Annotated in this window: 17 protein-coding genes; 8 read left to right on the top strand and 9 right to left on the bottom strand. The window is 72.2% G+C overall.

Annotation, left to right across the window (positions count from 1 at the left end; translation table 11 throughout):
- Window positions 1-131 precede the first annotated feature (131 nt).
- A complete protein-coding gene (locus tag KME80_RS18865; RefSeq protein WP_219506971.1) occupies window positions 132-1013 on the top strand; it encodes a VldE C-terminal domain-containing protein in 882 nt (293 codons plus the stop codon).
- Here KME80_RS18865 and KME80_RS18860 read toward each other — a convergent pair.
- A complete protein-coding gene (locus KME80_RS18860) occupies window positions 1010-2314 on the bottom strand; it encodes a GH1 family beta-glucosidase (protein WP_219506970.1) in 1305 nt (434 codons plus the stop codon). The genes KME80_RS18865 and KME80_RS18860 overlap by 4 nt on opposite strands.
- A gap of 73 nt (window positions 2315-2387) precedes the next feature.
- On the opposite strand from KME80_RS18860, the gene KME80_RS18855 reads away from it, so the two are divergent.
- The gene (locus KME80_RS18855) at window positions 2388-3026 is read left to right on the top strand and encodes a TetR/AcrR family transcriptional regulator (RefSeq protein WP_219506969.1); all 639 of its coding nucleotides are present in this window, start codon (window positions 2388-2390) and stop codon (window positions 3024-3026) included.
- Here KME80_RS18855 and KME80_RS18850 read toward each other — a convergent pair whose 3' ends face one another.
- Window positions 3027-3947 (bottom strand): aldo/keto reductase, encoded by a 921-nt coding sequence (locus KME80_RS18850; protein WP_219506968.1) that lies wholly within the window; start codon window positions 3945-3947, stop codon window positions 3027-3029.
- Window positions 3948-4028: 81 nt separating this feature from the next.
- Here KME80_RS18850 and KME80_RS18845 point away from each other — a divergent pair, with 81 nt between their 5' ends.
- The 3 genes from KME80_RS18845 to KME80_RS18835 all read left to right on the top strand — a co-directional run bounded on the left by KME80_RS18845 (window position 4029) and on the right by KME80_RS18835 (window position 6644).
- Entirely contained in the window at window positions 4029-4388 is a 360-nt protein-coding gene (locus KME80_RS18845; RefSeq protein ID WP_219506967.1) for a MerR family transcriptional regulator, read from the top strand.
- Between the two features lie 37 nt (window positions 4389-4425).
- Window positions 4426-5850 (top strand): penicillin-binding transpeptidase domain-containing protein, encoded by a 1425-nt coding sequence (locus KME80_RS18840; RefSeq protein ID WP_246645184.1) that lies wholly within the window; start codon window positions 4426-4428, stop codon window positions 5848-5850.
- 77 nt (window positions 5851-5927) lie between these two features.
- Window positions 5928-6644, top strand: coding sequence for a CAP domain-containing protein (locus KME80_RS18835; protein WP_219506966.1), 717 nt, complete (start codon window positions 5928-5930; stop codon window positions 6642-6644).
- On the opposite strand, the gene KME80_RS18830 is transcribed toward KME80_RS18835, so the two are convergent.
- The gene (locus KME80_RS18830; protein ID WP_219506965.1) at window positions 6645-8507 is read right to left on the bottom strand and encodes an ABC transporter ATP-binding protein; all 1863 of its coding nucleotides are present in this window, start codon (window positions 8505-8507) and stop codon (window positions 6645-6647) included.
- Between the two features lie 157 nt (window positions 8508-8664).
- On the opposite strand from KME80_RS18830, the gene KME80_RS18825 reads away from it, so the two are divergent.
- From KME80_RS18825 to KME80_RS18815, 3 genes are read left to right on the top strand one after another with little or no spacing between them, the layout of a single operon-like run.
- Window positions 8665-9963 carry an ABC transporter substrate-binding protein gene (locus KME80_RS18825; protein ID WP_219506962.1) on the top strand — a complete coding sequence of 433 codons (1299 nt, stop codon included), beginning with the start codon at window positions 8665-8667 and terminating at the stop codon, window positions 9961-9963.
- Window positions 9964-10018: 55 nt separating this feature from the next.
- Window positions 10019-10900: a carbohydrate ABC transporter permease gene (locus tag KME80_RS18820; RefSeq protein ID WP_219506960.1), complete on the top strand. Its 882-nt coding sequence runs from the start codon at window positions 10019-10021 to the stop codon at window positions 10898-10900.
- Complete coding sequence (locus tag KME80_RS18815) at window positions 10897-11736, top strand: carbohydrate ABC transporter permease (protein ID WP_219506958.1); 840 nt, start codon at window positions 10897-10899, stop codon at window positions 11734-11736. Before KME80_RS18820 ends, KME80_RS18815 begins: the two co-directional genes overlap by 4 nt.
- Here the strand turns inward: KME80_RS18815 and KME80_RS18810 are convergent.
- From KME80_RS18810 to KME80_RS18785, 6 genes are read right to left on the bottom strand one after another with little or no spacing between them, the layout of a single operon-like run.
- Window positions 11699-12742 carry a 2-hydroxyacid dehydrogenase gene (locus KME80_RS18810; RefSeq protein WP_219506954.1) on the bottom strand — a complete coding sequence of 348 codons (1044 nt, stop codon included), beginning with the start codon at window positions 12740-12742 and terminating at the stop codon, window positions 11699-11701. The two genes, KME80_RS18815 and KME80_RS18810, sit on opposite strands and share 38 nt — an antisense overlap.
- Window positions 12739-13353, bottom strand: a complete 615-nt coding sequence (locus KME80_RS18805; protein ID WP_219506953.1) for a histidine phosphatase family protein — start codon at window positions 13351-13353, stop codon at window positions 12739-12741. The genes KME80_RS18810 and KME80_RS18805 overlap by 4 nt, the downstream gene beginning before the upstream one ends.
- Entirely contained in the window at window positions 13350-14786 is a 1437-nt protein-coding gene (locus KME80_RS18800) for an FGGY-family carbohydrate kinase (RefSeq protein WP_219506952.1), read from the bottom strand. Before KME80_RS18800 ends, KME80_RS18805 begins: the two co-directional genes overlap by 4 nt.
- A complete protein-coding gene (locus tag KME80_RS18795) occupies window positions 14783-16252 on the bottom strand; it encodes an FGGY-family carbohydrate kinase (protein WP_219506951.1) in 1470 nt (489 codons plus the stop codon). Before KME80_RS18795 ends, KME80_RS18800 begins: the two co-directional genes overlap by 4 nt.
- On the bottom strand, window positions 16252-17481 hold the full coding sequence (locus KME80_RS18790; RefSeq protein ID WP_219506949.1) for a sugar ABC transporter permease: 1230 nt from the start codon (window positions 17479-17481) through the stop codon (window positions 16252-16254). Before KME80_RS18790 ends, KME80_RS18795 begins: the two co-directional genes overlap by 1 nt.
- The gene (locus tag KME80_RS18785; protein ID WP_219506947.1) at window positions 17478-18248 is read right to left on the bottom strand and encodes an ATP-binding cassette domain-containing protein; all 771 of its coding nucleotides are present in this window, start codon (window positions 18246-18248) and stop codon (window positions 17478-17480) included. Before KME80_RS18785 ends, KME80_RS18790 begins: the two co-directional genes overlap by 4 nt.
- Between the last annotated feature and the right edge of the window lie 9 nt (window positions 18249-18257).

Here is an 18257-nt window from a genome sequence, read left to right as displayed (position 1 = left end):
AACTTTATATAACGCTTATATCGGACAAATGGGCACTTGGAGGGTCAATGAGGCACGAGTTCCACTGTTCAGGTGACAGGCTTGAAGATCATCTTCTATAGTCTCGACCGTCTACGAGGGGAGGTCGTGGCGTGAAGACCGGGCGCTTTGCCGTGTTCGCCGTGGTCCTTGCCGCCCTGCTCACCCCGCAGTCGGTTTCCGCCGATCCGACCCCTGCCCAGCTGCGCAAGCTGACCAAGGAAGCCGCCGCGCTCAACAACCGCTACCGCGGCTCCATCCAGAGCCTCGAAGAGATCAAGGTTCAGGCCAAGAAGGCCCTCGACACCTCCGGCCACCTGCAGAAGCGGCTCGTCGACGCCCAGGGCAAGCTCGCCGCCATCGCCCAGACGAGCTACATGCTCGGCCCCATCGACGGCACCCAGCTCTTCGCCACCCAGGTCGACCCGTACAAGACGCTCGGCCACGCCGCCAACATGAACTTCATGGCCCAGGTCCGCGCCGGCCAGGTCGCCCACGTGCAGAAGCTCATCGCCGACTCCCAGAAGGCGAAGCTGGCGGCCAACGACAAGATCAAGAAGATGCAGAAGGAGATCAAGGCCATCAAGAGCCGGCGCGCCGAGCTCGACCGCCTCCTCGCCAAGTACGGCTTCCAGCAGCCCGGCGGCGGCGAGGGCCTGACTCCCCGCATGATCTCCGTACGGGCCGACGTGATGCAGAACTTCCCCATGCCGTACGGCGTCGGCTGCCTGAGGCCCGGCGACCCGGGCGAGCACGGCAAGGGGCGGGCCTGCGACTTCATGATCTCGCGCGGAATGGCCTCCGGGCTGGAGTCCGATCGGGGTGACGCGCTGGCCAACTACCTGATCAAGAACGGTTCGCGGCTCGGCGTCATGTACATCATCTGGAAGCAGCGCTACTACGACATCCGCTCAGGCGGCGGGTGGGACATGATGTCCGACCGTGGCGGCGTCACCGCCAACCACTACGACCACGTCCACGTCTCGGTCTTCTAGAGCGTCGCCAGGCGGGCCCTGAGCCAGTGGTAGGAGGCCTTGGGGGTGCGGCGGCCGGTGGCGAAGTCGACGTGGACCAGGCCGAAGCGCTGGTGGTAGCCCTCGGCCCACTCGAAGTTGTCCAGCAGCGACCAGACGAAGTAGCCGCGCACGTCGACGCCCTCGCGCCGGGCCGCGTGGACGGCGGCGATGTGCTGGTCGAGGTAGGCGATGCGGTCCTGGTCGTCCACGGTGCCGTCGGGGCCGGGGACGTCGGGCTGGGAGCAGCCGTTCTCGGTGACGTAGACGGGCGGCAGGGCGTCGCCGTAGCGGGCGAGCAGGCCGGTGAGGAGCTCGCGCAGGCCGTCGGGGACGACGGGCCAGCCGAAGGCCGTGGTGGGGTGACCGGTGACGCCGACGTCGGTGAAGGGCAGGCCGGGCCCGGCGGGCGCGGCGATGCGGGTGGGGTTGTAGTAGTTGACGCCGAGCCCGTCGAGCGGCGCGGCGATCACGGCGAGGTCCCCGTCGCGGACGAAGCCGAGCTCCTTCGCCCCGTACGCGGACAGGTCGGGGTAGGCGCCCGTGAGGACGGGGTCGTTGAACAGGCGGTTGTGCAGGATGTCGTACGCCTCGGCGGCGGCCACGTCCTCGGCCGCGTCGGAGGCGGCCCACACGGGCGTGCAGTTGTTGGTGAGCAGGACCTGCCCGGCGCCCGCCGCGCGCAGCGCCGCCGTGGCCAGACCGTGGGCGAGGAGCTGGTGGTGGGCCACGGGCAGCGCGTCGAGGAGCAGGGCCTGGCCGGGCGCGTGGAGGCCGAGGGCGTGGCCGTACGCCATGTGCACGAACGGCTCGTTGAGCGTGATCCACATCGGCACGCGGTCGGCGAGGCGGTCGGCGACGAGGGCGGCGTAGTCGGCGAAGCGGTGCGCGGTGTCGCGGTTCAGCCAGCCGCCGCGGTCCTGGGCGGCCTGCGGCAGGTCCCAGTGGAACAGCGTCGGCACCGGCGTGATCCCGGCCGCGAGCAGGGCGTCGACCAGGCGTTCGTAGAAGTCGAGACCCTTGGGGTTGGCCGGGCCGGCGCCGGAGGGCTGGACGCGCGGCCAGGCGATGGAGAACCGGTAGGCGCCGACTCCGAGCTCCGACATCAGCGCGACGTCCTCGGGCCAGCGGTGGTAGTGGTCGCAGGCCACGTCGCCGGTGTGCCCGTCGCGGGTGCGGCCGGGCTCGTGGGAGAAGGTGTCCCAGATGGACGGGCCCCGGCCGTCCTCGTCCGCCGCGCCCTCGATCTGGTACGCCGCCGTCGCCGTGCCCCACAGGAACATGCCGTGCTCCTCAAGTTTCGCGAGTCGGGCTCATGTTAACCTCTACTTGTTGGTAATGGGCCAAGATGAGGGCATGACGAGTACCTTGCGCCGCCGCCCCGCCCAGCGTCGCAGCGCGGAGCGGGTGGAGCGGATGCTCGACGAGTGTGCGCTCCTGCTCGACGAGGTCGGCTACGACGCCGTCACCACCAAGGAGGTCGCCCGCCGCGCCGAGGTGCCGATCGGCACGTTCTACCAGTTCTTCCCCGACAAGCAGGGGCTCGTGCGGGCGCTGGCCCTGCGCAACCTGGAGGCGTTCCTGGGCCGGGTGACCGAGCGGATCGCCGAGGCCGAGCTCGGCCACTGGACCGACCTGGTCGAGCTGGCCATCGACGAGTTCGTGGCGATGAAGCGCACGACGCCCGGGTTCGGCGTGGTCGACTTCGGCGAGGCGCTGGCCGCGCCCGGCGGCCACGCCTCCGACGGCGCCAACCACACGCTCGACGCCGCGCTGGAGAACAACGCGATCGTCGCCGATCGCCTGCGCGCCCTCACCGTCGACCTGCTCGGCGCCCCCCGGGGGCCGGGCCTCGACCGGGCGCTGCTCGTCGCGGTCGAGGCCTGCGACGCGGTCCTCAAGCTGGCCTTCCGGGCGCACCCCGACGGCGACCCCGACCTGATCGCCGAGTGCAAGCAGCTCGTCCGCCGCTACCTGGCCGACCATCTGCCGTGATCAGGCGGCCTCGTCCAGGCGGCGGCGCAGCTCGTCGTCGAGCTTGACGTCGGCCGCGCCGATCGCCTCCTCCAGCTGCGCCATCGTGCTCACGCCGACGATCGGGACGTGCCCGCCGGCCATCAGCCAGGCCAGCACGACCTGGTTCGGCGTCGCGCCGAGCTCGCCCGCCACCTCGCGCAGCGCGGCCAGCCGCCGCGTGGTGCCCGGGTGGTCGTAGATCTCCGGGATCGGCCGGTCCGCGCGGGTGTAGGCGCCGAACATCAGCGTGTTGTACGCCCACAGCGTCACCCCGGCCTCGCGCGCGTACTCCAGGTGCTCGTCGCCCGTCACGCGGTGACCGGTCTCGGCCGGGCGCGTGTACGGGCGCGGGCGCAGGTAGGTGTGGCGCAGTTGCAGGTGCGTGTAAGGGAGCCAGCCGTGCGCGGCCGAGACGTTCCTGGCCCGCTCCAGCCGCCAGGCCGGCAGGTTGCTCGCGCCCACCTTGCCGATCTTGCCCTGCCGGTGCAGCTCGTCGAACGCGCCCAGGGTCTCCTCCAGCGGCACCGACCGGTCCTCGATGTGCGCCCAGTAGAGGTCCACGTGGTCGGTGCCGAGTCGGCGCAGGCTGCCCTCGACGCCCGCCCGCACGGCCGGCGCCGACAGGCCCTCCGCCGAGTCCAGCGTGACGTCACCGGGCACCGTCGGCCGGGCGCCGACCTTCGTGCTCAGGAACACCTGGTCGCGGTTGCCCCGGGCGGCGAGCCAGGCCCCGATGGTCTGCTCGCTCTCGTCCCCGGTGCGGCCCTCGACCCAGAACGGGTAGTTGTTGGCCGTGTCGAGCATGCTGCCGCCCGCCTCGACGAAGCGGTCCAGGATGGCGAAGGTGTCCTCACGGCTGACGCTGGTGCCGAACGGAATCGTGCCGAGTGCGATGTTCATGGACCGAACTGTGCGACCTGGAGTGGACTCCATGTCAAATGGTTGACCTGGAGCCCACTCCAGGTGCCATGCTTGGCTCCCGTGAGCGTCTACACCCCCGCCGAAGTGGTCGAGGAGACCGGTTTCTCCCTCGACACCCTGCGCTACTACGAGAAGATCGGGCTGCTCGAACCGGTCGAGCGCAACGCGGCCGGGCAGCGCAGGTTCAGCCAGGAGGACGTCGGCTGGCTCGGCACCATCCGCTGCCTGCGCGACACCGGCATGCCGATCGCCGAGATGCTGCGCTTCGCCGAGCTGGTCCGCGCCGGCGACCACACGATCGCCGACCGCATCGCGCTCCTCGAAGAGCACGATCGCCGCGTCGAGGCGCAGATCGGCAACCTGATCGAGCGCAAGCGCTACGTCAGCGACAAGATTTCCTACTACCGCAGCGTCCTCTAGCCGGGGCTTGGATCTCCGGTTGCTAAAACCGGAATCCATGACCAGGGCGAGAAGGATCAACGGCACGCTGCGCCGCGTGGCACGGATCTGCGCGGGGATGCTGTTCGCGTTGCTGGCGCACCTGACCTTCGTCCAGGCGTTCTCGTCCAGGTCGCTCAACGCCGACCCGCGCAACGAGCGGGCCCGCATCGCCCGGTTCGACGAGCCGCGCGGCGCGATCCTCAGCTTCGACGGCACCGTGGTGGCCACCAGCCGGGAGACGGACGGCGGGCCGTACCGCTATCGCCGCTTCTACCCGCACGGGGAGATGTTCGCGCCCGTCACCGGGCATCTCACGGCGGGGCCGGCGACCGGCGTCGAGCGGGCCCTGGAGGCGGCGCTGTCGGGCGCCGACGCCAAGGTCAAGATGCAGTCGCTGGTCAGGATCGGCACCGAGCAGGCCGCCGACGTCCGCCTGACGATCAGCGACCGGGCCCAGTGGGCCGCCTACCAGAGCCTGCGGGCCGCCGGCACGCCCGGCGCCGCCGTCGCGATCAACCCGGCGACCGGCGCCGTCCTCGCCCTGGCCAGCTACCCGTCCTACGACCCGAACGCCTTCGCCACGTTCGACGCCGCCGCGCTGGCGCGCGTCGAGCGGCGGCTGAGCCGCGCGCCCGGCAGCCCGCTGCTGAACCGGGCGACCGCCGAGACCTACCCGGCCGGCTCGGCGTTCAAGCTCGTCACGACCGCCGCCGCGCTGGCCACCGGCGAGTACGGGCCCGCCACCGAGCTGCCCGGCCCCGCCAAGCTGCGCCTGCCTGGAACGACCCGGTACGTGCACAACGTCGACGGCAGGCCGTGCGGCCGCGACGCCCGGCCGACGCTGGCCCGCGCCTTCCAGGGCTCCTGCGACACGGCCTTCGCCGGGATCGGCCTGCAACTCGGCCAGGACACGCTGCGGGACCAGGCGGACGCGTTCGGCTTCAACGCCCCGGAGCTGACGATCCCGCTGCCCGTGACGCCCAGCTCGTTCGACGGCGCCGCGGACCGGTCCCACACCGCCCTGGCGGCCATCGGCGGGCCGGGCGGGCGCGTCACGCCGCTCATGGTCGCCATGCTGTCTGCGGCCGTGGCCAACGACGGCACGCTGATGCGCCCGTACCTGGTGGAGGAGGTGCGGCTGCGGGACGGCTCGGTCATCCGGCGGGCCGCGCCGGCGCCGTACCGCACGACGCTGGCCCCCGAGCTGGCCGGGCAGCTCACGGCCATGATGACCACGATCACCCGGCCGGGCGGGCCGGGCACGGCGGCGGCCATCCCGGGCATTTCGGTGGCGGCCAAGTCGGCGGGCCCGGGGGCTCCCGCGCTGTTCACCGCGTTCGCCCCGGCGGGGGCGCCGGAGGTGGCGGTGGGGGTGGTGCTGGAACGTCCCGGCCCGGCGGCGCCCATCGCCCGCACGATCATGCAGGCGGTGCTGTCCTAGCCAATGCCGTCACCGTAAATCTGGATAAACTCCGACATTGTGCTAGTTATTGGACCAAAACCCCCATTGTGTGATCAATGACCACAGCCCGCAAGCTCCTCTTCGCCACCCTCGCCGTCATCGTGGGCACCGTCGCCGGACTGGCGGTCATCCTCGCCACCCGAGCCCCCGCGCCCGACCGCCGCCCCGCGACCGAGATCGTCGCCGCGACGACCACCACCTCCCCTGCGCCGGCCCCCACCCCCACCCCGACCCCGACGCCCACCCCCACGAAGAGCAAGCCGGTCACCCCGAAGCCGACCCCGAAGCCCACCCGCACGACCAGCAGCCCCAAGCCCAAGCCCAAGCCGACCCCCACCCGCACCCGGACCCCGGCCCGCGCCGAGCAGCGCGCCACCGTGGGCACCGGGGGCGCCGTGGGCACGGCCGCCGAGAACGGGGTGGTCAAGCTCACCAACGCCGCCCGGGCCAAGGCCGGATGCAAGCCGCTCAAGCACGACCCCGAACTCCGGGCGGCGGCGCTGGCCCACTCCAAGGACATGGCCGCCCGCGGCTTCTTCGACCACGAGGCCCCGGACGGCGACGGGCCCGAGGACCGCATCCGCGACGCCGGCTTCGCGCCGATCGGCTCCTGGGGCGAGAACATCGCGGCCGGTCAGCGCACGGCGGCCGAGGTCATGTCCGGGTGGATGGACAGCCCCGGCCACAAGGCCAACATCCTCACCTGCGCCTACACCCACATCGGCGTCGGCTTCGCCGGCGGACACTGGACGCAGGCGTTCGCCAGCCACTGATCACCGGTAGGCGGACGCCTGGAGGGTGTAGAGCTCGGCGTAGAGCCCGTCGAGCGCCATCAGCGTGGCGTGGTCGCCCTCCTCGGTGACCCGGCCGTGGTCGAGCACGTAGATGCGGTCGGCGTAGCGGACGCTGGCCAGGCGGTGGGTGATGAGCAGGACCGTGCGGCCGTCGGAGTGGCCCCGGATGCGCTCGAACAGGGCGTGCTCGGCGCGGGCGTCGAGGGCCGCCGTCGGCTCGTCGCAGATCAGCAGGCAGGCGTCGCGATGAAAGCCGCGTGCCACGGCGATGCGCTGCCACTGCCCGCCGGACAGCTCGTGGCCGTCCTTGAAGCGCCGGTCGAGCAGGGTGCGATAGCCGTGGGGGAGGCCGGCGACGACCTCGTCGGCCCCGGCGACCGCCGCCGCCGCGTCGAGGGCGTCCTGGCCCTTGTCGGTGCCCATCGTGATGTTGTAGCGGGCGGCGAGCGGCCAGCGGGTGTGGTCCTGGGCGATCACCGCGGTGCGCAGCCGCAGGTCCTCCGGGCTGACCGTGCGCAGGTCGACGTCGTCCCACAGCACGCTGCCCGTGTCGGGCTCGTACAGGCCGGACAGGATCTTGGCGAGGGTGGTCTTGCCGGAGCCGTTCTCGCCGACGAAGGCGATCACCTCGCCGCGCTTGACCTCGACCGACACGCCGCGCAGGGCGGGCTCGTCGGAGCCCGGGTAGGTGAACGTGACGTCCACGGCGCTGATGCGCTCGAAGCGCTCGGGGGCCGTCGTGCGGGCGGCGCCGGGCAGCCAGCGCTCGGCCGAGTCGCAGAACTCCAGGAAGTCGGTGAAGTAGAGGCCCTCCTCGTAGAGCCGGTTGGTGGCGTACATCAGGTGGGCCAGCGAGCTCTGGCCGGACCTGATGGCCAGCACGGCGGTGCCGGCGACGGCGAGGGGGATCGCGGCGATCGCGAGCAGCACGCCGAGCGCCACGTAGACGAGGGCGCTGCCGAGGCCGCCCAGCGCCTCGCCGACGAGCCTGGCGACGGTCTGCCGCCTGGCCAGGCCGAGCAGCACGTCCTGCTCGGCCTTGGCGACCGCGTCGTACATGCGCAGCAGGAAGCCGCGCATGGTGAACGAGCGGACCTCGGCGGCGGGGTCGCGGTTGGCCAGCAGCTCGGCGATGATCCACTTGCGGCGGATGGCGGGGATGAGCGAGAACATCGTCGTGTAGCGCATCCGGGCGCTGCGCACGGCGGCCCAGGCGTCGGGCAGCACGGCGAGCAGGAGCAGGGGCAGCAGCACCGGGTGGAGCACGCCGAGCACGCCCGCGACGGCGGCGATGCCGACGGCGGCCGTGACCACGTCGATGGCGGAGGTCACCACCATGTCGGCCATCTGGACGCCCCGGCTGCGGGCCCGCTGGAGCGCGTCGTGGAAGTCGGGGTCGTCGTAGGCGACGAGCTCGACGCGGCTGGTCAGGCCGTAGAGCCGTTCCTCGGTCAGCCGGGTCACCTGCGGGTCGAGGCGTGACTGCGCCCAGCCCGCGCCGGCCTGGACGGAGGTGCGCAGCGTCGCCATCGCGGCGACCAGGGCCAGGCTGGGCAGCGCGGCGATCACCCGGTCGGGGGTGGGCCCCTCGCTGAACAGCGCGTTGAGCACCCCGGTGGTGGCCAGCAGGCCGAAGGCGGTGAAGACGCCGCCGAGCAGGCTGAGCCCGACCGTGGCGACGGTGTCGCGGGGGCTGGCGCGCCAGGCCATGCTCATGGCCTGGCGGACGAGTGAGGGAAGCCGCCTCGCGATGACGAGGAACCCCACGTCGGCCATCGTGTCGTTGTGAGCGTGCCAGTCGGAGAGGGAGATCTCGCCCAGTTCGAGGGGCTCGTCGGCCATACCTGGAGTGTGCCCGCGGGCACTGACAGTTCTCGTGGTATGCGGACCTGTTATCCGTCCACTCCTTGACGCAGAAGTGGGCAAAGTGCGTTGATGGCCCTACTGACAACGTTGTCAAGTCACCAGCTCGGGGGTTTTCTCGAAGGGATGGTGTGCGATGAGACGACGGTGGACGGCGACCGTCGCGATCACTTTGGCGGGCCTGCTCGGGCTGTCGGCGTGCGGCGGTGGCGGCTCCCCGGCCGAGCCGGCCGCGAGCGGCGACGGCGGTGGCGGCAAGCAGCAGGTCGAGGTGTTCTCCTGGTGGACCGGGCCGGGTGAGGCCGACGGCCTGAAGGCGATGCGAGAGATCTTCGAACAGCAGAATCCGAACCTGACGTTCTTCGACGCCGCGGTCGCGGGCGGCTCCGGCGACAAGGCCAAGGCGCTGCTCGCCTCGAAGCTGCAGGCCGACACGCCGCCCGACACGTTCCAGGGACACGCGGGCGCCGAGCTGCAGGGCTACATCAAGGCCGGTGACCTGGAGGAGCTCAACTTCCTCTACGACGAGCTCAAGCTCGCCGACGCCTTCCCGGCGCAGCTCGTCGAGCAGATCAGCGTCGACGGCAAGATCTACTCGGTGCCGGTGAACATCCACCGGTCCAACGTGCTGTGGTTCAACCCGTCGGTGCTGAAGGAGGCGGGCGTCGCGGGCGCGCCCAAGACGATCGAGGAGTTCGTCGCCGCACTGGAGAAGGTCAAGGCCACGGGCAAGATCCCGCTGTCGATCGGCTCGGAGTGGACGGTCACCCACCTGCTGGAGAGCGTGCTGCTCGGCTCGCTCGGCACCGACGCCTACAACGCGCTGTTCAAGCCGGGCGCCGACTGGAACAGCCCCCAGGTCGCCAAGGCGCTGGAGAACTTCAAGACGATCATGTCGTACGCGGGCAGCCCCCAGGACGACTGGCAGCCCGCGGCCAAGCAGGTGGCCGACGGCGAGGCCGCGTTCAACATCATGGGCGACTGGGCGTACGGCTACTTCCACAACCCGCCGGACGGCGGCCTCGGCAAGACGTCGAAGACGGACTTCGACTGGGCGCCCGCGCCCGGCACCGAGGGCACCTACCTGTGGCTGTCGGACAGCTTCACCCTGCCCAAGGGCGCCAAGAACCGTGACGGGGCCGTCGCCTGGCTGAAGGTCGCGGCCAGCAAGGAGGGGCAGGACGCCTTCAACCCGAAGAAGGGCTCCATCCCCGCCCGCAAGGACGCCGACCAGTCCCTCTACACCGACTACCTGGCCGACGCGCTGAAGGACTGGTCGGGCAACAAGCTGGCCGGCTCCATCCAGCACGGCGTCGCGGTGAACCAGCCGTGGCTGGCCGCCATCAACGAGGCGGTCGGGCTGTTCATCGGCACCCAGGACGTGGCCGAGCTGCAGAAGGGCCTGGCCGCCGCCGCGACGGCGAACGCCCAGTGATCGGCGGGTACGGCGGGCCCGCCCGCCGTACCCCCTTCGGAGAGGGAGGCAATCGTTGAGACGGGTGCGCGCCTGGCTCCCGGGGCTGCTCCTGGTCACGCCGTCGATCGTGGCGATCGGCGTGTTCGTGTACGGCCTGCTGGGCTGGAACTTCCGGCTGGCCATGACGGACCAGCACGACGAGGTGTCCGAGGGCGGTTTCGTCGGGCTGCGGAACTTCATCGACATCTGGGACCAGGCCAGGTGGCATCTGTCGGTGAACCACGCGATCGTGTTCACGGTCGTGTTCGTGGCCGGGGCGCTGGTGCTGGGCTGGTTCCTGGCGTTCCTGATGGAGAAGGGCATCTGGGGCGAAGGGACGTTCCGGGCGATCTACCTGTTCCCGATGGCCGTGTCGTTCGTCGCCACCGGCATCGTGTGGCGGTGGCTGATGAACTCGGGCATGGACGAGCGGGCGGTCGGGCTGAACCGGCTGTTCGACGCGGTGGGACTGCCGCAGTGGGAGTGGTTCCGGAACCAGGAGTGGGGCATGGCGGCGATGGCGCTGCCGGCCGTCTGGCAGATGTCCGGATATGTCATGGCACTGTTTCTCGCCGGGTTCCGCGGCGTCCCCGAGGAGCTGCGGGAGGCCGCGCGGGTCGACGGCGCCACCGAGTGGGGCGTCTACCGGCACGTCGTGCTGCCCCTGCTGCGCCCGGTGACGCTGTCCGCGCTGATCATCCTCGGCCACATCTCGCTCAAGGTGTTCGACCTGATCGTCGCGGTCTCCGGCAAGCAGATCGTCACCGACGTGCCCGCCGTGTTCATGTGGGTGGCGGTGTTCGACTCCCACGACCCGGCCAAGGGCGCCACCATCGCCGCGTACATCGTGCTCAGCGTCGCCGTGTTCGTGATCCCGTACCTGATCTGGTCCGTCCGCAAGGAGAGGCGCTCATGAGGCACGCGGGCTCCTGGGTGCGGCTCGTCCTGCTGATCGCGTTCGTGGTGGTCTTCCTGATCCCCATCTACGTGCTGCTGGTCACCAGCTTCAAGCCGCTGACCGAGGCGGACCCCGGCCAGGCGTGGAACCTGCCGGAGACCTGGACGTTCGAGGCGTGGGGCGTGGCGTGGGAGAAGCTCGCCCCCGGGCTGTGGAACAGCGTGCTGCTCGCGGTGCCCGGCTCGATCCTGTCGTGCGCGCTCGGCTCCATGAACGGCTACGTGCTGTCCAAGTGGCGCTTCCCCGGCGCGGACGTGCTGTTCACGCTGTTCCTGTTCGGCATGTTCATCCCGTACCAGGGGGTGATGATCCCGCTGGTGCAGCTCCTGGTCGGGCTGAACGAGCTGACCGGGCTCCAGGGCGTCTTCTACGGCGGCATCCCCGGCCTGGTGCTCGCGCACGTGGTGTACGGCATCCCGATCTGCACGCTGATCTTCCGCAACTACTACGTGACGATCCCGGACGAGCTGATCGAGGCGTCGCGGGTCGACGGGGCCGGGATGCTGCGCGCGTACTGGTCGGTGGTGCTGCCGGTGTCCGGCCCGGCGATCGCCGTGGTGATCATCTGGCAGTTCACCTCGCTGTGGAACGACTTCCTGTTCGCCGTGTTCCTCACCGGGCCGACGAGCTGGCCGACCACGGTGATGCTGAACAACATCGCCGGCGCCCAGGCCACCCCCTACAGCCAGCAGATGGCCGCGGCGATCCTGGCCTCGATCCCGACCATGCTCATCTACGTGCTGCTGGGCCGTTTCTTCATGCGCGGCCTGATGGCTGGCGCGCTGAAAGGGTGACGGCCGGGTTGGCGCAGTGCAGCAGGGGCTCGCCGCGCACGTAGCGGGCCACGTCGGCGGCGACGATGGAGGCGGCCTTCGCGGCCGTCTCCTTGCTCGCCCCGGCCAGGTGCGGCGTCATCACCAGGTTCGGCGCGGTCAGCAGCCGGGACCCGGCGGGGATGGGCTCCTCGGGGAAGACGTCCATCGCCGCGCCGAACAGGTGACCCGACTCCAGCGCGTCACACAGCGCGTCGTAGTCGAGCAGCGCCCCGCGCGCGCAGTTGACCAGCACCGACCCGGCCGGCATGCGGGCGATCTCGGCGGCGCCGATCATGCCGGCCGTCTCCGGGGTGGCACGGGCGTGCAGCGACACGAACCGCGACCGCGACAGCAGCTCGTCCAGCTCCACCCGGCCGGGCACGTCCACGTACGGGTCGAAGACCAGCACCTCGGCGCCGAACCCCGCCAGCATCCGGGCCACCCGGCGGCCGATCGCGCCGTAGCCGACCAGGCCGACCGTGCTGCCCTCCAGCTCCGGGCCGACGTTGTCGTAGACGTAGTAGTCGCCGCGCCACACGCCCCCGGCCAGGTCGGCGTGCGTCTGCGGGACGCGCCGGGTGGCGGCCAGCAGCATGGCCAGCGTGTGCTCGGCGGTGGCGACCGCGTTGCGGCCCGGCGCGAACGTCACGGCCACGCCCGCCTCGGTGGCGGCCGCCAGGTTCGCGTTCACCGGGCCGCCCCGGCTCACCGCGAACAGCCGCAGGTCGGGGCAGGCGTCGAGGACGCGCCGGGTGAGCGGCGCCATCTGGGTGACGCACGCCTCGACGCCCTGCAGCGCCTCGATCAGCTCGTCCTCCACGTCCGACGCCTCGTCGACCTCGCCCACCCGGCCGAAGGGCACCACGGGCCACGGCAGCGTGAGCTCGCCGGTCAGCACCTCGCCGGGGACCTCGCGGCGCAACGCGTCGATGAGCAGGTCGTTGCGGACGAAATGGTCACCGGCGGCCAGGACTCGGATGGTCAACGCAGAGCTCCAATCGGGGAGTTGTACTTCAGGATGGCGACCTGCTCGCCGCGCAGCCGCAGCTCGGTGAGCGCGCAGTTGTCCAGGCGCGGGAACAGCCGCCGGTACTCGCCGAGCGGCACGCCGATCAGCCGGCACAGCGCGATCCTGATCGCGGTCGTGTGCGCGACCACCAGCACCCGGCCGCCGGGCCGGTCGGCGGCGATGTCGCGGAGCGCGGCGGTGAACCGGTCGGCGGCGTCGCCGGGCCGCTCCCCGCCGGGCAGCGGGTTCGCGCCCGGGTCGGCCTCGAAGGCGGCGCGGGCCCCGGGGAAGCGCTCGCGCATCTCCTCGGCGGTCAGCCCTTCGCCCTTGCCGAAGTCGAGCTCGCGCAGGCGCTCGTCCACCCGCAGCTCCACGGCCGCCGCCTCGGCGCTCCCGGCGGCGGTGATGCGGGCGCGGCTCAGGTTCGAGGCCCAGACCGCGTCCAGCCCGGCGGTGCGCGCCCAGCGGGCCAGCCGCTCGGCCTGCTCGTGGCCGCGCGGGGTCAGCTCGACGTCGCTGACGCCGGCGTAGCGGTTCTCGGCGTGCCACACGGTCTCGCCGTGGCGCACCAGCACCAGGTCCGTCATCGGGCGCTCCTCTCACGCGCGTGGGCGGCGGCCTGCGACGGCAGCCAGCCCCGGTTCTCCAGCTCGGCGACGAACCGCAGGTACGGCTCGCGGTGATCGGCCCCGGACGGCTCGATCACCGCGCGGGTGCGGACCATCCCGCCCGCCCGCGCGCCCGCCGCCAGCACGGCCATGCCGAGGGCGGGCTCGGCGTTCTCGCGCAGCGTCACGGGCCGGCCCAGCACGTCCGCGCGCAGCCGGTTCCAGTACGCGCTCCGCGTCGCGCCGCCGGTCAGGATGATCTCGCCGTCCACCGGGGCGCCGAGCAGGTCCAGGTAGTCGAAGCAGAGCCGCTCCACGAACGCCGCGCCGAGCAGGATCGCGGCGTAGCGGTCGACGTCGTCGGCGGGTTCGCCCAGCGTGAAGCCCTCGGCCCCGGCCGCCGCGAACGGGAACCGCTCGCCCCGCGACACCAGCGGATACGTGATCGGCGGGCCGCCCCGCCCGTCGTAGCGGGCCTGGGCCTGCTCGCCGAGCGCGTCGAGGTCGCGGCCGGGCAGGTCGCGGGCCAGCACCCCGGCGCCGGTGCTCGACGCGCCGCCCGGCAGCCAGGAGCCGTCGGGCGCGCGGTGCGAGTAGACGACGCCGAGCGGGTCGTGGATGAGGTCACGGGTCACGCCCTTGAGCACCAGGGTGGTGCCGAGCACCGAGTTCCAGCTCCCCGGCGTCAGGGCGCCGGCGCCGAGCTGGGCGGCGCAGCCGTCGGTGGTCCCGGCGATCACCGGCGTGCCCTCGGGGATGCCCGTGACGCGGGCGGCCTCGGCGCACACCGTGCCGATGCGGGTGCCGGGCCGCACCACCTCGGGCAGCATCCCGGCGGGCACGCCCAGCTCGTCGAGCACCTCGTACGGCCAGCGCTCCTCGATCAGGTCGACGCCGGTCTTGAGCGCGTTGCTCAGGTCGGTGGCGACGGGGCCGCCGGTCAGGCGGCGGTTGACGAAGTCGCTCTGGTGGGCCAGGAAGCCGCCCGCCGGCTGCGACTCCAGCAGCCACAGGAGCTTGGGCAGCGCCCAGTTCGGCTGCATGCGCCGGTAGCCGAGGCGTTCCCAGACGGCCGAGCCCGCCTCGTTGACCCGGTCGGCGAAGGAGGCGGCGCGGCGGTCGTCGTACATGAGCGCCGGGGTCACAGGCGCGCCGGCGCCGTCCGTCAGCAGGAGCGTTCCAGACGTGGCGTCCACGGCGAGGCCCGCCACCGGCCCGGTCACGCCGTCCAGGGCCTCGCGGGTGGCCCCGGCGAGCGCGTGCCACCACTCCTCGGGGTCCTGCTCGTGGCGGGGGCCGTCGCGGCGGCTGGTCAGGGGGCGGCTCGCCGCGCCGAGCACCCGCCCGGTCCCGTCGACCGCCATCGCGCGCACGCTCTGCGTGCCGAGGTCGATGCCCAGGTGGACGCTCATGGACGGCCTCGCATCCCGGCCAGCAGCGGCCACGTTCCGGCGGTGGTCTCGCGCAGCGCGAGGAAGTCGCGGTAGGCGTGCTCGTACGGGCCCGGCCGCGGCTCGACGGCCGGGCGCAGGCGTACGTGCTGGTCGGCGGCCGTCTTCAGGTCGGCGCCTGTGGCGGCGAGGCCGACCAGGAAGGCGCCCCTGGCGCCGACCTCGGTGTCGGCCGGGCGCAGCACCGGCAGGCCGGTCACGTCGGCGATGAGCCGCAGCCACAGCGCGCTGCCCGAGCCGCCGCCGCACACCCGCAGCTCGCGCGGCGGCGGGCCGGAGGCGGCCAGGCAGTCCTGGACGACCAGCGTGAGCCCTTCCAGGACGGCCCGCGCCACGTCCTCGCGGCCGTGCTCGACGGACAGCCCCAGGAACGCGCCCCTGGCCAGCGGGTCGGAGAACGGGGCCCGTTCGCCGGCGGGGGAGAAGTACGGCTGGAGCGCCAGCCCGCGCGCGCCCGGCTCGCTCCGCTCGGCCAGCTCGCTCAGCTCGGCCGGGTGGCCCAGGCCGAGCAGGCGGCAGGCCCACTGGACGACCTCGGTCCCGGCGAACGTGGGGAAGGCCCGCAGGTAGCCGCCGGGCAGCGCGATCGTGATGCCGACCGGATCGCCGTCGAGGGCGGGCCGCTCGACGACGCTCTCCACGCACAGGGTGGTGCCGAGGATGGCGCACGCCTGCCCGGCGCTCACCGCCCCGGCGCCGATCGCGGTGGCGGCGATGTCGTACGGGGCCATGACGACCGGGGTCCCGGCGGGCACGCCGAGCGCCGACGCCGCGCCTGCGGTGAGCGGGGCCGTGCGGCGGGAGTCGTCACGCAGCTCCGGCAGCAGCCGCTCGGCCCAGCCGAGCCCGAACAGCTCCAGCAGCTCGGGGGAGTAGCGGCGGGTCCGCAGGTCCATGAACGGGGCCGAGCCGTCGGACTCGTCGGCGGCGTGCACCCCGGTCATCCGGGAGAAGATCCAGCCGCCGCACGTCAGCATCGCGGCCGAGCGAGCCAGCCGGTCCGGGTCGTGCTCCTTCAGCCAGGTCAGGATCGCGTGCGGCAGCCCGGAGGCGGCCGACGAGCCGTTGACCCGGAAGGCGGCCTCGGCCAGGCCGGCGCGGTTCCAGCCGTCGACCACGGCGGCGGCGCGGCCGTCGTTCCACAGGATGGCCGGGCCGGTCGGCACCCCCGAGGAGTCGACCAGCCAGCAGCCGTCACCCTGCGCGGTCACGGCGACGAACCGGACCGGACCGGCCAGCTGGGCGGCGACCTCGCGCACCGCGCGGGCGACCGCGTCCCAGACCGCGTCCATGTCCTGCTCGGCGTGGCCGGGCGCGGGCCGGGACACCGTGGTGTCGTGCCGGACCACGACCGCCTCGGCGCCGGCCTCGTCGTAGCCGACCGCCTTGATGACCGTGGTGCCGGCGTCGACGCAGATGGCGGCCATCACGCCCTGCCGTGCGAGGTCCTCGACCTGCGCGAGACGGAGTCGACGACCACCGCCAGCAGCAGGACGGCCCCGGTGACCATGAACCTGATGGACGAGTCGAGGTTCAGCAGCGTCAGGCCGCTGGAGATCGACTGGATGACGACGACGCCGAGCAGCGCGCCGAAGGCCGAGCCCCGGCCGCCGAACAGGCTGGTGCCGCCGATGACCGCCGCGGCGATCGCGTTGAGGTTGACGTCGCCGCCGCCGCTGCTCGGGTTGACCGCGGCCAGCCGTGCGGCGGCCATGATGCCGCCCACGGCCGCGAACGTCGAGCACAGCACGAACACCGTGGTGAACACGGTCTTGACGTTGATGCCGGCGCGGCGCGCGGCCTCCACGTTGCCGCCGACCGCGTAGACCGACCTGCCCCACTTCGTCCGCGACAGCAGGTAGTGCATGACCAGCACGAGCGCCACGAAGAAGACGAACATCCAGCCGACGCCGCGCGTCTGGCCCAGGTACCAGACCACGAACCCCAGCGCGACCAGCAGCGCCGCACTCCTGACGGCGAGGGTCGTGACGCTCCTGGCCGACAGCCCGGCCTTGCGCCGCTCCCTGGCGTGCAGGTAGCCGCTGACGAACAGGGCGGCCGAGGCGACCACCGCGAGCGTGTAGGACAGCCAGTCGGGCACGAACGAGAACTGGGCGAAGCTCACCAGCCCCGAGTCGAACGGCAGGTTGATCGACCCGTTGGTGCCGAGCACGTACAGCTGGAGCCCGAGAAAGCCCAGCAGACCGGCCAGCGTGATGACGAAGCTCGGCACCCCGAACCGGTTGAAGAGCTGCGCGTACAGCCAGCCGACCACCGCGCCGAGCACGACGGCGGCGAGGATCGCCAGCCAGACCGGCAGTCCCTTGACGACGAACAGCACCGCCAGGACCGCGCCCGACAGCCCGCTGACCGAGCCGACCGACAGGTCGATCTGGCCGACGAGCAGCACGCACACGATGCCGAGTGCGATCACGCCGACGGCGGCCGACTCCAGCGTGAGGTTGACCAGGTTGGCGCTGGACAGGAAGACCGGGTTGAGGATCTGCAGGACGGTCCAGATGACGATCAGGCCGACGACCACGGGGATCATGCCCAGGTCGCCGCCGCGGGCGCGCTCGACCACGTCGGTGAGCGCGCCGCGCAGGCCGTCGCGGCTCTGCAACCGCTCGTCCTGGCGGTCGGTGGTCGTCGTCACGGCTGCTGTCCTTCCTGCCCGCGCGCGGCCCGCTGGGCCACGACGTTGTCGGTGGCGCCGGTGATCGCGGCGATGATGTCCTCGGCGGAGACGTCCTTCACGGGGAAGACGCCGTTGTTGCGGCCGAGCCGGAGCACCGCCACCGTGTCGGCCACGGCCTTCACGTCCGCCATGTTGTGGCTGATCATGATGACGCCGAGGCCGTTCTCGCGCAGCCGCTCGACCAGGTTGAGCACCTCGGCCGTCTGGGCCACGCCCAGCGCGGCCGTCGGCTCGTCCAGGATGATGATCTTCGGGTCGCCGAGCAGCGACCTGGCGATCGCCACCGTCTGCCGCTGCCCGCCGGACAGCGCCGCGACCGGCACCCGCACGCTGGGGATCTTCGCCGAGAGCTGCCGGAGCAGCTCCCACGAGCGGGTCTCCATCGCCACGTCGTTCAGCCGCAGCGGGCGGATCTCCTGGCCCAGGAACAGGTTCTGGATCACGTTGAGGTTCTCGCACAGGGCGAGATCCTGGAAGACGGTGGCGATGCCCAGCTTGTGGGCCGCCGCCGGGGTGGGGATCTCGACCTGCCGCCCGGCGAACGTGATCGTCCCCGAGTCCGGCGGGTGCACCCCGGAAAGGATCTTGACCAGCGTGGACTTGCCGGCCCCGTTGTCGCCGACCACCGCCACGACCTCGCCGGCGGCGACGTCGAGCGCGATGTCGGTGAGCGCGGCGACCGCGCCGAAGGTCTTGCTGATCCCGCGCAGGGACAGGACGCTCACGAGACTCCC

Origin of the sequence: Nonomuraea ceibae, assembly GCF_019396325.1 — a bacterium.
GTDB lineage: Bacteria > Actinomycetota > Actinomycetes > Streptosporangiales > Streptosporangiaceae > Nonomuraea > Nonomuraea ceibae.
Note: the sequence above shows the minus strand (reverse complement) of the source record. Positions and strands in the feature narration are given on the sequence as shown.